Below are 12,459 nucleotides of genomic sequence, written 5' to 3'. Positions count from 1 at the left end.
TGGCGGCCCGGACTTCCGGTTCGGGCCGCCCAGGTTCCGCGGGTACCTTTGCTGGTCTATGGTGACCGCGCGCACCGTCGTCACTGCGCAGGGCCTGCGCAGGTGGTCGGTCGTGCTCGGCCTGGCCCTGCTGCTCGCGGCGATCCCGGTGGCGATCAACGTCTGGCCGGTGCACGCGAGCGCGGTCGACCCCGCGATTCTCCGGACCAGGATCGCCGCCTCCACCGCTCAACCATTCTCCGGGTACGCGCAGAGCACCGGCCTGCTCGGCCTGCCCGCCCTGCGCAACCTGACCCAGGTGACCGCGCCGCTGACCGGGACGACCGAGATGCGCACCTGGTACGCGTCCCCGCAGCGCTGGCGGGTCGACGTGCTCGGCGAGGGCACCGAGCGCGACCTCTACCAGACCCCGCAGGCCCAGTTCAGCTGGGACTTCGGCGACAACCAGCTGATCCGGATCGAGGGCGACCAGCCGGTGCGCCTGCCCCGCCCGGCCGACCTCACCCCGCCCGAGCTGGCCCGGCGCCTGCTGTCCGCGGCCGGCGGCGACCGGGTGACCGCGCTGGCCGCCAAACGGGTCGCCGGTATCGACGCGCCCGGCCTGCGGCTGACCCCGGCCGGGCCGGACACCACCGTGGCGCACGTGGACATCTGGGCCGACCCGCGGCACGGGCTGCCGCTGCAAGCCGAGATCACCGCGAAGGGCGCGAGCAGGCCGGTCTTCACCACCCGCTTCCTGGAGATCCACTTTGCCGACCCGGGCGCGGCCGTGCTGACTCCGCCGGCGCCGCGGGCCGGCATCGGCTACACCGTCACCGAGGCGCCCGACATCCTCGGCGCGATCAACCGGCGGCGTCCGGTGCCGCTGCCGCCGGCCCTCGCCGGATACCCGCGCCGGGACGCCGTCCGTGGCGTGTCGGCGGCCGGCGTGTACGGCGCCGGGCTCAGCTCCTTCGTCGTGGTCGCCCTCCCGGGCCGGTTCGGGGCCGGTGCGTTCGAGCAGATCAGCACGTACGGGCAGGAGGTCGCGGTGCCGGCCGGGAGCCAGGCCGCGCTGATCGCCACCGGACTGCTCAACCTGCTGGTGGTCCGCGACCCCTTCCGCACGTACCTGGTGGCCGGTCCGGTCACCCCGGCGCTGCTGAAACGGGTCGGGACCGCCCTCGCGGAGGCGCCTGCATGATCAAAACCAAGGACCTGACCAAGCGGTACGGGCGGATCACGGCCGTCGACGGGGTCGCCCTGGACGTGCGCGAGGGCGACCGCTACGGGCTGCTCGGCCCCAACGGCTCGGGCAAGACCACGCTGGTGCGGATGCTGCTCGGCCTGGTCTTCGCCACCCGCGGCGAGATCGAGGTGCTCGGGCTGCCGGTGCCGCGCCGCGTCCGGGAGGTTCTCCCGTCGATCGGCGCGCTGGTCGAGGGGCCCGGGGCGTACCCGAACCTGTCCGGCCGCACCAACCTGGCGCTGTTCGACGCGGCCGGGCCGGGCGGCCGCCGCCGGGACCGGCGCGCCCGGATCGGCCAGGCGCTGGAGCGGGTCGGCCTCGCGGGCATCGACCGGCGGCCGGTCCGTGCGTACTCGCTCGGCATGCGGCAGCGGCTCGGCCTGGCCGCAGCGCTGCTGCGCCCGCCGCGGCTGCTGATCCTGGACGAACCGACCAACGGGCTCGACCCGCGCGGCATCCGCGAGATCCGCGAGCTGCTCGGCGAGCTCAACGACGACGGCGTCACCGTCTTCCTCTCCAGCCACCTGCTCAGCGAGATCGACGCCTTCTGCGGCCGGGTCGGGGTGATGGACCGGGGCCGCCTGGTGGTGCAGGACGATCTGGACCGGCTGCGCACCCCCACCGGCCGGGTCACGCTCGGCACGCCGACGCCGGACCGGGTGGTGGCGCTGCTCGACGGGCGGGTCGAGCGGCGGGCGGGGGAGACGCTGACCGTACGGCACGACGACCCCGGCGCGCTCAACGCCGAACTGGTCGCCGCCGGGGTGACGGTCACCGCGATCGCCGCCGAGCGGCGCACCCTGGAAGAGGTGGTGCTGGCCGCGACCACCGGCAGCGCCGATCGGGTCGACGCGGCCAACGGCCCGGCCGGCGACCCCGCCTACGACCTGGCCGGCGACCCCGCCTACGACGCGGCCGTCGACCGCCCGGCCGGCGACCCCGCCTACGACGCGGCCGTCGACCGCCCGGCCGGCGACGCGGCCGACGACCCGGCCATCGAGGCCGCCGGATGATCCGGGTCGAGCTGGCGAAGCTGTTCCGGCGCCCGCGGACGTACGTGATCGCGGGCCTGCTCTGCGCGCTGCCGCTGACCGTGGCGATCTTCCTGGCCACCACCCGTATTCCGCCGCCGCCCGGGCAGGGCGGCGCGTTCCTGTCCGCGGTGCTGAGCAACGGCGCGCTCTACCCGGCCGCCGCGATGGCCCTGGTCCTGCCGGTCTTCCTGCCGGTGTCGGTGGCGGTGCTGGCCGGCGACGCGGTGGCCGGCGAGGCGTCCGCGGGCACGCTGCGCTACCTGCTGGTCCGCCCGGTCGGCCGTAGCCGGCTGCTGGTCGCCAAGCTGATCTCGCTGGTCGTCTTCGTGCTCTTCGCGATCTCGGCGGTGCTGGTCTCCTCGTACCTGACCGGCATCACGCTGTTCGGCGCGTCGACCAGCTCGGCCGGCGTCGCGTTGCCGCCCGACGTGACCTCGCTGTCCGGGGTGACGATCAGCCCGGCCGGGCTCGCGCTGCGGTTGCTGGGCACGGTGGCGTACATCGTGATCTCGATGGTGGGGGTCGCGGCGATCGCGCTGTTCCTCTCCACCGTGACCGACTCGGCACTCGGCGCCGCGATGGGCGCGCTCGCCGTGCTGGTCACCAGCCAGGTGCTGGTGACGCTGGACGCGGCGGCGGCGATCCGGCCCTACCTGCCGACCCGATACTGGCTGGCCTGGATCGACTTCTTCCGCGAGCCGGTGCTGTGGCGGGACATCGAGCGCGGCGCCGGCATCCAGCTCGTCTACCTGCTGGTGCTGCTCGGCGCGGCGTGGGCGAACTTCCTCACCAAGGACGTCGCCACCTAAACCTCCGGCGGTGGCGGTGCGATCGGCTCGGGCTCGACCGGGAATCTGTTGCGGCGAGCGCGCCACTGGCTCGGACTGTCGCCGAACCGGGCGCGGAACCATCGGGTGAACGCGCTCGGCGCCGCGAAGCCGAGCAGCGCGGAGATCTCGGTCATCCGGTAGCGGTCGTTGGCCAGGTACCGCTCGGCGAGCGCGGCGCGGCTCACGTCCACGATGGAGCTCAGCGTGTCGCCGCTGCGGGCGAGGTGGCGATGCAGCGTACGCCGGTCGACCCCCATGGCCCGGGCGACCTCGTCGGCGGAGCAGCGCCCGTTGGGCAGCAGCACCTCGACCAGGTCCCGGGCCCGGTCGGCGGCGGTCAGGCTGCGCGGCGCCCCCAGCGCCCACTGTGCTTCGTCCTTGCCGAGGCGTCCGCCGGGATCCGCGGCGGAGTTCGGTGCGTCCAGATCGCGGGCGTACAGCATCAGCCCGGTGAAGTCGTGGCCGAACCGCAGCCGGTCGCCGAGCACCCGGATGTGGGTGTCGAGCTTCGCCGGGCTGTCGTGGGAGAAGCACACCGACAGCGGGCGCCAGGTCGGGCCGAGGAAGTCGCTGATGATCTTGTGGAGGGCCGCGACGGCGAGCTCCTCGCCCTGCCGGGCGGCGACCGGCTCGCCCATCTCGAACCACAGGCGGATGACGGCCAGCCCGTTGCCCTCGGACAGCCGGATCCGGATCGCCTCGTTGTAGCTGTGCTCGTAGCGGATCAACAGGTCGAGGGCGCTGCGCAGGACCGGCTCGGACCGCAGCACCAGGCTGAGCGGGCCGAGCGTGGAGGGCTGCCGGTATTCGGCGAGCAGGATCCCGAAGTCCTCGCGCCCGCCGGCCCGCGCGGAGAGCTCGAGCAGCCGGGCGATGCGCGCGGTGGGAACCCATTTGTCCGGCACCGCGAGGTCCGCCGGGTCGAGGCCGACCGAGCGCATCAGCGCATCCGGATCCAGTCCGAGGGAGGTGGCCAGCTCGAGGTAGCCGCTCAGCGTTCCGTACCGGCTCGACGGCTTCGATGTGACCACAAATGTCCCCACGAGGTAAGAAACCTGACCCGCAGAGTAAAGCATGTGGCAGGGGTCGTTCCTACTGTTGCAGGGGTCACATCACCAAGCGTCCGCAACCGATGACTGGCGATGACCGGGGGGATCGACGGTGGCCAAGGCAGTTCGCTTCTACCGGACCGGGGGCCCGGAGGTGCTCTGCTGGGAGCGGCTCGACACCGGCACGCCCCGATGGGGTGAGGTCCGCGTCCGGCACCTCGCCGTCGGCCTCAACTTCGCCGACATCTACTTCCGCACCGGCCTCTACCCGGCGCAGCTGCCGGCCGGCCTGGGCGTCGAGGCGGCCGGCGTGGTCGAGGCGGTCGGGCCCGGGGTCGACGGGTTCTCCGCCGGCGACCGGGTCACCTACACCGGCAGCCCGCTGGGCGCCTACAGCACCGAGCGGGTCATGCCCGCCGACTCCCTGATCAAGCTGCCGGCGGCGATCGGGTTCGAGACCGCCGCCGCGATGACCATGCGCGGGCTGACCTCGGCGTACCTCCTGCGCCGCATCGCCACCCTCGCGCCGGGCGACACGGTGCTGCTGCACGCCGCCGCGGGCGGGGTCGGCCTGATCCTCAGCCAGTGGGCCCGCCTGCTGGGCATCACCGTGATCGGCACCGTCTCCACCGAGGAGAAGGCCGAGGTCGCCCGGCAGAACGGCTGCGCACACACGATCGTGTACCCGCGGGAGGACGTGGTCACCCGGGTGCGCGAGCTCACCGGCGGCGCGGGCGTCCCGGTGGTCTACGACAGCGTCGGCCGGACGATGTTCGAGACGTCGCTCGCCTCGCTGCGGCGGCGCGGGCTGCTGGTCTGCTTCGGCACCTCGTCCGGCCCGGTGCCGCCGATCGACGCCATGCGGCTGGCGATCCACGGCTCGCTGTTCGTGACCCGTCCGGCGCTCGCCGACTACATCGCCGAGCCCGAGGAACGGGCGGCCCTCGCGGACGAGCTCTTCGGCCACGTCGCCGCCGGGCGTATCAAGATCCAAATCAACCAGCGGTACGACTTGGAGGACGCCGCGCAGGCGCACCGGGACCTCGAATCCGGCCGCAGCATCGGCTCCTCGGTCTTCTGCCTGGAGCGCACCGGTCACGCCTGACGTCGCCATCCCGCCCGGTCCGCCCGCCCGTTCGCGCGACCATATGGCTGTGCAGGTCAGTGAGCGGCCGGCGGTCGGCCGGGCCTTCCCGTGGGTCGTCTTCGCGGTCACGTTCGGGCTGCTGCTCTCCGACTACATGTCCCGGCAGGTGCTGTCGGCGGTGTTCCCGCTCCTGAAACGGGACTGGGGCCTCAGCGACACCCAGCTCGGCAGCCTCACCAGCATCGTCGCCCTCACCGTCGGCGTCCTCGCGGTCCCGCTGTCGCTCGTCGGCGACCGCTGGGGCCGGGTGCGGTCGGTCATCGCGATGGCGGTGGTGTGGAGCCTCGCGACCATCGGGTGCGCGCTGGCCGCCGGTTACGGGCAACTGCTCGCCGCCCGCTTCCTGATCGGCGCCGGCGAGGCCGCGTACGGCAGCGTCGGCCTCGCGGTGGTGTTCGCCCTCTTCGCCGTGGACCGCCGGGCGTCGCTGAGCGGGGCGTTCATGGCCGGCGGCTCGTTCGGCTCGGTCCTCGGCGTGGCCCTCGGCGGTGTCCTCGCGGCGCGGTTCGGCTGGCGGTGGGCGTTCGCCGTGATGGGCATCGTCGGCCTGGCGCTCGCCGGCCTCTACGGCGCGGTCGTCACCGAGCGCCGGCTGGCCCGCCACCGGGTCGGCAAGGCGCCCGGCGGCGAACCGGCGCCGGCCGCCGGGCGGGAGCGGGCCGCCGGGCGGGAGCGGGCCGCCGGGCGGGAGCGGGCCGCCGGATGGGTGCGGGCTGGGCGGGAGCGGGCCGCCGGACGGGAGCGGGTGGGGCGGGAGTGGGCTGGGCGAGAGCGGGCCGGACGCGAGCGGGCCGCCGGATGGGTGCGGGCTGGGCGGGAGCGGGCCGCCGGGCGGGAGCGGGCCGCCGGGCGGGAGCGGGCGAGGCTGTCCGCGCTCTTCTCGACGCCCGCGGTCGTCCTCGCGTACCTGGGTGGCGGCCTCCAGCTGTTCATCGCGGGCTCGCTCTTCGCCTGGCTGCCCAGCTACTTTCAACGCGTCCACGGGTTGGATCCGAAGCCGGCCGCCAGTCTCGCCGCGCTCCTCATCCTCGTCATGGGCGTCGGGATGCTCGTGTGCGGCGTGGTCACCGACCGGGCCGGACGCGGCCGGCCGGTTCGCAAGTGGACGGTCGCCATCGTGTTCTCGGCGGTGTCGGTCGTCTGCCTGGCCGCCGGCTTCGCGCGGGAACCGGGCGGAGCGCAGCTGCTGCTGCTCGCGGTCGGCTGCTTCTTCTGCGCCGGTACGACCGGGCCGACCGGGGCGATGGTCGCCCGGCTGACCCCCGAGTCCCTCCGGGCCACCGCCTTCGGCACGTACACGTTCTTCAACAACCTGCTCGGCCTCGCGGCCGGCCCGCTCGTGACGGGCATGCTGGCCGACCGGTTCGGCCTGGCGACCGCGATGCGGTACGTCCCGCTGGTGGCCGTGGCCGCGATCGTGCTGCTGGTCCTCGGGCGGCGGGCCTACCCGGCCGCCATCGCGCGGCCCGCGGACGCCACGTAGCCGGTCATGGCGCGGCCCGGCGGACGCCGCGGGCGGTGGCCGGTCATCGCGCTGCCGCTGCGCGCGGTGGCCGGTCATCGCGCGGACGCTGCGGGCGGTGGCCGGTCATCGCGCGGACGCCGCGGGCGGTAGTCGGTCATCGCGCGGACGCTGCGGGCGGTAGCCGGTCATCGCCCGGCCGGCGGCCGCTGCGGGCCGGAGGCTACGGGCAGGTGGTCGGGGCGGTCAGCGGCGCCGTGCCGAGCGCGGTCAGGACCAGCGCGGTGACCTTCGGATCGGTGGGCAGGTCGCCGTGGCCGACGCGGGCCGACGGGCAGATGCTCTGCAGCGGCACGTTGACCGCGCCGGCCAGGCGTGCCGAGTCGGGCGGCTGCACGGTCTCGTCGTCCTGGGTCCAGATGGACAGCCAGGGCAGGCCGGCCGGCAGCGGGCCGTCGAGGCGGCGCAGCAGGTCGCTGCCGGGGGCGAGTTCGCGGCAGGCCTGCGGGCAGGCGTCCGGGGCCAGGGCGGCACCGGCGCCGGCGATCCTCGCGCCGTGCAGCGGCGAGCCGAGCGTGACGATCCGGCGGGCGACCTGGGCGCCGTGATGCCGGTCCACCCACAGCCGGGCCACCACCCCGCCGGCCGAGTAGCCGATCACGTCGACCGAGGGCGCGCCGTGGCGCAGCGCGTCGCGTACCGCGGAGTCCAGGGTGTCGGCCTGCGTCAGCAGGTCGCCGGTGCCGTCGCCGGGCAGCGTCAGCACGACGGTGGTGCGGCCCGCGGCCTCGAGGCGGTCGGCGAGCCGGCTCAGCGCGGCGCGTCCGCCGCCGTAACCGGGCACCAGCACCACGGTGCCCGGCCGCGCCTGGTCGGGGCGGGCGCCGGTGGCATCGGACCGGCCGAGCAGGCGGGCCCCCAGCACGATCAGCAGCGCCGTCACGGCGAGGCCGGCCACGCCGAGCAGCAGGAGCCGTCGTCGGGGGGACACCGCTCCATGATGCGCTCGCCCGGCCGTGCCGAGCGATCCGCAACCGGGCCGCTAGGCGGGCGGCAACCGGTTCGCACCCGGGCGACGTGACGATCGACTTTCCCTCGGAACAAGGAGTTTGTTCGTGCGAATTCGCCGGATCGCTGTGTCTGCTCTGCTGGTCGCCGCCGTAGTCGTCCCCCTGGGGTCGGGCGCGGCGATGGCCGAGTCCAAGTCCCACGCCGCGCCGTCCCAGGGCCACCATTCCGAACACAAGCCGAAGAAGACGAAGAAGCCCCCCAAGGCGGTCAAGTTCATCGCTGCCGGCACGGTCACCGCGGTCGACGCCACGGCCGGCACCGTGACGGTCAAGGTCAAGGGCGGGACCAAGAATGTCCGCCGCAGCACGGTGACGATCACCGTGCCCTCGACCGCCCGGATCGTGGTCAACGGCGCCGGCAAGACCCTCGCCGACATCGGCGTGGGTTACGGCATCACGGTGACCGGCACCGCCAGCGACGAGGGTTTCACGGCCGCCCGGATCGAGGCCCGGGGCAAGAAGTCCGGGGTCAAGCCGACCCCGACGCCGACCGCCTCGCCGACCCCGACGGACGAGCCCACCGACGAGCCCACCGACGACCCGACGGACGGTCCCACGGACGACCCGACGGACGGCCCGACGGACGACCCCACCGCGACGCCGACGCTGACGCCGACGGCCTGACAAAGACCCTGGGAAGGGGTGAGCGGTGCGGGCCGCCCGGAGGCCCGCACCGCTCGGTCCATGCCTCCGGCTCCTAGGAGCAGGTGGCGCCGTTCAGCTTCGCCGAGGCCGGCGCGCTCGCCGTCCCGTTGGCCGTGAAGCCGATGGTCACCGACGCGCCCGCCGCCAGCGACGCGGCATAGGACGGCGCGGCCGCGGTCACCGTGGTCCCGCTCTGGGTGACCGTCGCGTTCCAGCCGTTCACCAGCGTCACGCCGGACGGCCAGGTCCAGGTCGCCGTCCACGGGTTGAGCGTCCCGGTGCCGGTGTTCTTCACCGTGAGCGAGCCCTGGAAGCCGCCCTGCCAGGCGTTGTCCTGCTTGTACGTCGCCGTGCAGGCCCCGGTCGCGGGCGGTGTGGACGGCGAGGTCGACCCGGACGTCGACGGCGTCGGCGAGGTGGTGCTCGTCGAGCCGACCGGCGGGATCAGGTACGGGCTGATGATCGCCTGCTTGGCCTGGTTGATCGTGGTCCAGTCGTCGTTCGCGATGCCGCCGGTGTCACCCGAGTTCGGGTTCCACGCCCAGTACGTGAACGACATCCCGGTCACACCCGTCCCGGTGTAGGCGAGCAGGTTCTGCAGCCACACCTTGTCGATGTTGCTGGCCAGGGTGGTGCCGAACTCGCCCATCATGATCGGCGCGATGTTCTGCTTGTACAGGTAGCCCCAGTAGTGGTCCCAGATCGCCGGCATGTTCGCCGGGTAGGTCGGGTCGTCGAACCAGGTCTGGTGGTAGACCGACGTCGCGTACTCGTGCGGCGAGTACACCAGCCGGTTGGCCACGTTCAGGCGTACCGGATAGGTGCCCGCCTGCGAGAGGTTGCCACCCCACCAGCCGCAGTCCTCGTCGTTGCTGGTGTCGTTGTCGTAGGTGTTGTTGAGGCCGCCGCTCGGGCAGGACACGCCCTCCACGAAGATCAGCCAGTTGGGCTGGACGCCGAGGATCGCGTTGCCGGCCCGCTCGGCCGCCAGCCGCCAGTCGCGGGCCTGGTCGCCGCAGCCCCAGCAGGCGCCGGTCGAGTTCGGCTTGGTGCCCTCGGCGTGCGGCTCGTTGTGCAGGTCCGCGCCGATCACCGTGGTGTTTCCGGCGTACCGCTGGGCGAGCGCCTTCCAGTCGTTGATCCAGGTGGTCTCGGAGACGGCCGAGGTGTACCAGAGCGCGGTCTGCCCGGCGGCCGTCGGACGGTGCCGGTCGAGGATGACCCGCATGCCCTTGGTCCCGGCGTACCCGATGACCTTGTCCAGGATCTGCAGCGGGGACAGGCCGACCAGGTCCGGGTTGGTGTAGGTGTTGATGCTGGTGGCGACCGCGTCGGACTTGAGCGCGTCGTCGGAGAACGGGATCCGCAGCGTGTTGTAGCCGAGCGAGGCCATCGTGTCGAGTTGGCTGCGCCACGGGTTGCTGGCCCACAGCCCGTGGAAGGTCTTGTTGTCGGTCTCCATGCCGAACCAGTTGAGGCCGGTCAGCCGCACCGTCGCTCCGGTGCTGTCGAGGATCTTGTTACCGCTGGTGTGCAGGTAGCCGGTGCCGGTTCCGCCGGTGGCGGCGGAGGCGGCGGGCAGCGCCGCCAGGAGGCCGGCGACCAGGGCGCCGGCTGCGGCGGTCGCTAGCGCGACTCGTCGGAACATGGGGTGCTCCTACGCTGGGGGGAGAGGGGAGTGGTCACGTCGCGACGCAGGGGCCGGGACGCGTCTTGCAACCGCCGGGAATCGGGACGGTGATCTCCAGCGGGGTCGAGGGGGCCGACCGGTTGCCGGCCTTGTCGCGGGCCACGACCGTGAAGTCGTGCACGCCCGGGGTGAGCGTCCCGAGCGGGTAGTCGGTCGCGGTCGTGGTGCCGATCAGGGCGCCGTCGCGCAGCACGTCGTAGCCGTCGACGCCGCTACCGGCCGCGTCGTCGGTCGCCGCCATCCAGCGGAGCTTCCCGGCGGTCGCGACCGGGGTGCCGGGCCGGCTGGGTGCCGCGCTGTCGGCCGGGCGGTCCGGATAGCTCAGCCCATAGCCGTACGCGTAAAGCCCGGTCTTTCCGTCGCCCTGGTTGATCGGCTCCTGGGCGGACGAGCGCGGCCAGGTCATCGGCAGCCGGCCGGTCGGTGCGTAGTCGCCGAACAGCACGTCCGCCACGCCGCCGCCCTCGCTGCCCGGCAGCCACGCCTCGACCAGCGCCGACCAGCCGCTCACCTGGCCGGCGATGTCGAGCGGGCGGCCGGAGACGAGCACCACCACGATCGGGACGCCGGCCGCCGTCAGCCGGGCGAGGACCCGCCGGTCGTCGGCGTCGAGCGGGAGGCCGCCGGGGCGGTCACCCTGGCCCTCCGCGTACGGGGTCTCGCCCAGCACCGCGATCGCCGCCCGGTACGTCCCGTCCACGCCGGCGCCGTCCCGGTCGTACGTGATGGTCGTGCCCGGCCCGGCGACGTCCCGGATGCCCTGCAGGATGGTGGTGCCCGGCACGGTGTCGCCGGACGCGCCCTGCCAGGTCAGCGTCCAGCCGCCGGACTGGTTGCCGATGTCGTCCGCGTTCTTGCCGGCCACGAAGATCTTCCCGCCGGACTTGGCCAGCGGCAGCACGTCGTCGTCGTTCCTGAGCAGCACCTGCGACTCGCGGACCGCCTGCCGGGCCAGGTCGCGGTGCGCGGCGCTGCCGATCGTGCCGGCGTACGCCCGGTTGGCGAACGGGTGCTCGAAGAGGCCGAGCTCGATCTTCTTGGTCAGGATGCGGCGCACCGCGTCGTCGATCCGGGACATCGGGATCCGGCCGGTCTCCGCCGCGTCGCGCAGGTAGCCCAGGAACGTCCGCCAGTTCTCCGGGACCATCAGCATGTCGAGCCCGGCATTGACCGCGGTGACCACCTCGTCCTCGGTGAAGCCGGGATGCCCGTCCAGCTGGTCGATCGCCGCCCAGTCGGAGACGACGATCCCGGTGAATGCCAGCTCGCCCTTGAGCACGTCGGTGATCAGGTATCTGTTCCCGGTCATCTTGACGCCGTTCCAGCTGCTGAACGAGATCATCACGGCGCCCACGCCCCGGTCGACGGCGGCCTTGAACGGCGGCAGGTGGATCGCCCGCAGGTCGGCCTCGGTCAGCGCGGTGTCGCCCTGGTCCTCGCCGCCGGTGGTGCCGCCGTCGCCGAGGTAGTGCTTGGCGGTGGCCAGGATCTTCGCGGGGCCGGTCTGCAGGCCGTCGACGATCGTGGTCATCTGCGCGGCGATCTCCGGGTTCTCGCCGAACGACTCGTACGTGCGGCCCCAGCGGCCGTCCCGGGCCACGCACAGGCACGGCGCGAAGGTCCAGTTCGGCCCGGCGCCGGTGACCTCCTCGGCGGTGGCCGTGCCGATCCGCTCGACCAGGCCCGGGTCGCGGGTGGCGCCCAGGCCGACGTTGTGCGGGAAGATCGTCGAGCCGTAGACGTTGTTGTCGCCGTGGACCGCGTCGATCCCGTACAGGATCGGGATTTTCAGCGATGTCTGTAGTGCGCCCCGCTGGTAGGCGTCGATCATGTCGGCCCAGCCGGTGGGGGAGTTGTCCGGCGGGGCCGAGCCACCGCCGGAGAGCACCGAGCCCAGCCGGTACTCGCGGACCTCGTCGGGGGTGACGGCGGCCCGCTCGGCCTGGATCATCTGCCCGACCTTGTCGTCGAGCGACATGCGGCTCAGCAGATCGTCGACCGTGGTCCGTGGCGGCTCGGCGCTGGTGTCGCAGGCCCCGGTGAGCATGACGAGGCCCAGAACCGCGATCGCGGTGGCGAACCGCCGGTGGACTCGCATGCTGGTCTCCACAAGTGTGTCGATCGAATGACATCATCGTGTCATGGGAGCGCTCCCATCTCAATGCTTGCTACGGTGCCCGCGTGGATCAGCGCGCCGGCGGCCCGAAGACTTACCGTGTCGGGCAGGGCGAAGGAGACAGCCTGATCATGTTGTGCGCTGCGCGAGGCAGGTACTTTGTGTCGGGCGCGACTCCAGTCGGAGTC

General features: G+C 73.3%; 10 protein-coding genes. 6 read left to right on the top strand and 4 right to left on the bottom strand.

The genetic code is table 11. The features are described from left to right. The first annotated feature begins 61 nt into the window (after positions 1-61). The 3 genes from ODJ79_RS25000 to ODJ79_RS24990 are packed head-to-tail and all read left to right on the top strand — an operon-like array spanning position 62 to position 3,071. Positions 62-1,183: a hypothetical protein gene (locus ODJ79_RS25000; protein ID WP_263026001.1), complete on the top strand. Its 1,122-nt coding sequence runs from the start codon at positions 62-64 to the stop codon at positions 1,181-1,183. Beyond that, positions 1,180-2,241 carry an ABC transporter ATP-binding protein gene (locus ODJ79_RS24995; RefSeq protein ID WP_263026000.1) on the top strand — a complete coding sequence of 354 codons (1,062 nt, stop codon included), beginning with the start codon at positions 1,180-1,182 and terminating at the stop codon, positions 2,239-2,241. The genes ODJ79_RS25000 and ODJ79_RS24995 overlap by 4 nt, the downstream gene beginning before the upstream one ends. After that, positions 2,238-3,071 carry an ABC transporter permease gene (locus ODJ79_RS24990; RefSeq protein WP_263025999.1) on the top strand — a complete coding sequence of 278 codons (834 nt, stop codon included), beginning with the start codon at positions 2,238-2,240 and terminating at the stop codon, positions 3,069-3,071. Before ODJ79_RS24995 ends, ODJ79_RS24990 begins: the two co-directional genes overlap by 4 nt. Here ODJ79_RS24990 and ODJ79_RS24985 read toward each other — a convergent pair. Continuing rightward, positions 3,068-4,123, bottom strand: coding sequence for an AraC family transcriptional regulator (locus ODJ79_RS24985; protein WP_263025998.1), 1,056 nt, complete (start codon positions 4,121-4,123; stop codon positions 3,068-3,070). The genes ODJ79_RS24990 and ODJ79_RS24985 overlap by 4 nt on opposite strands. 130 nt (positions 4,124-4,253) lie before the next feature. On the opposite strand from ODJ79_RS24985, the gene ODJ79_RS24980 reads away from it, so the two are divergent. After that, entirely contained in the window at positions 4,254-5,246 is a 993-nt protein-coding gene (locus ODJ79_RS24980; protein ID WP_263025997.1) for a quinone oxidoreductase family protein, read from the top strand. A 49-nt stretch (positions 5,247-5,295) separates the two neighbouring features. Continuing rightward, a complete protein-coding gene (locus ODJ79_RS24975; RefSeq protein WP_263025996.1) occupies positions 5,296-6,771 on the top strand; it encodes an MFS transporter in 1,476 nt (491 codons plus the stop codon). 202 nt (positions 6,772-6,973) lie between these two features. Here the strand turns inward: ODJ79_RS24975 and ODJ79_RS24970 are convergent, their stop codons facing one another. Beyond that, positions 6,974-7,741 (bottom strand): esterase/lipase family protein, encoded by a 768-nt coding sequence (locus ODJ79_RS24970; RefSeq protein ID WP_263025995.1) that lies wholly within the window; start codon positions 7,739-7,741, stop codon positions 6,974-6,976. A 124-nt stretch (positions 7,742-7,865) separates the two neighbouring features. Here ODJ79_RS24970 and ODJ79_RS24965 point away from each other — a divergent pair, with 124 nt between their 5' ends. Next, on the top strand, positions 7,866-8,444 hold the full coding sequence (locus ODJ79_RS24965) for a hypothetical protein (protein WP_263025994.1): 579 nt from the start codon (positions 7,866-7,868) through the stop codon (positions 8,442-8,444). Between the two features lie 73 nt (positions 8,445-8,517). Here the strand turns inward: ODJ79_RS24965 and ODJ79_RS24960 are convergent, their stop codons facing one another. Both ODJ79_RS24960 and ODJ79_RS24955 read right to left on the bottom strand, forming a co-directional pair. Beyond that, positions 8,518-10,113, bottom strand: coding sequence for a cellulase family glycosylhydrolase (locus ODJ79_RS24960; RefSeq protein WP_263025993.1), 1,596 nt, complete (start codon positions 10,111-10,113; stop codon positions 8,518-8,520). Positions 10,114-10,147: 34 nt separating this feature from the next. Further along, the gene (locus ODJ79_RS24955; protein ID WP_263025992.1) at positions 10,148-12,253 is read right to left on the bottom strand and encodes a glycoside hydrolase family 3 N-terminal domain-containing protein; all 2,106 of its coding nucleotides are present in this window, start codon (positions 12,251-12,253) and stop codon (positions 10,148-10,150) included. Between the last annotated feature and the right edge of the window lie 206 nt (positions 12,254-12,459).

It is taken from the genome of Actinoplanes sp. KI2 (genome assembly GCF_025630775.1).
In the GTDB taxonomy this organism is placed as follows: domain Bacteria; phylum Actinomycetota; class Actinomycetes; order Mycobacteriales; family Micromonosporaceae; genus Actinoplanes.
This window is presented reverse-complemented; position numbering and strand designations above follow the sequence as displayed.

Excerpts from the sequence above, each read along its gene's own strand:
- ODJ79_RS24995 (WP_263026000.1), top strand. The coding sequence starts at position 1,180 with ATGATCAAAACCAAGGACCTGACCAAGCGGTACGGGCGGATCACGGCC.
- ODJ79_RS24990 (WP_263025999.1), top strand. The coding sequence starts at position 2,238 with ATGATCCGGGTCGAGCTGGCGAAGCTGTTCCGGCGCCCGCGGACGTAC.
- ODJ79_RS24960 (WP_263025993.1), bottom strand. The coding sequence starts at position 10,113 with ATGTTCCGACGAGTCGCGCTAGCGACCGCCGCAGCCGGCGCCCTGGTC.
- ODJ79_RS24955 (WP_263025992.1), bottom strand. The coding sequence starts at position 12,253 with ATGCGAGTCCACCGGCGGTTCGCCACCGCGATCGCGGTTCTGGGCCTC.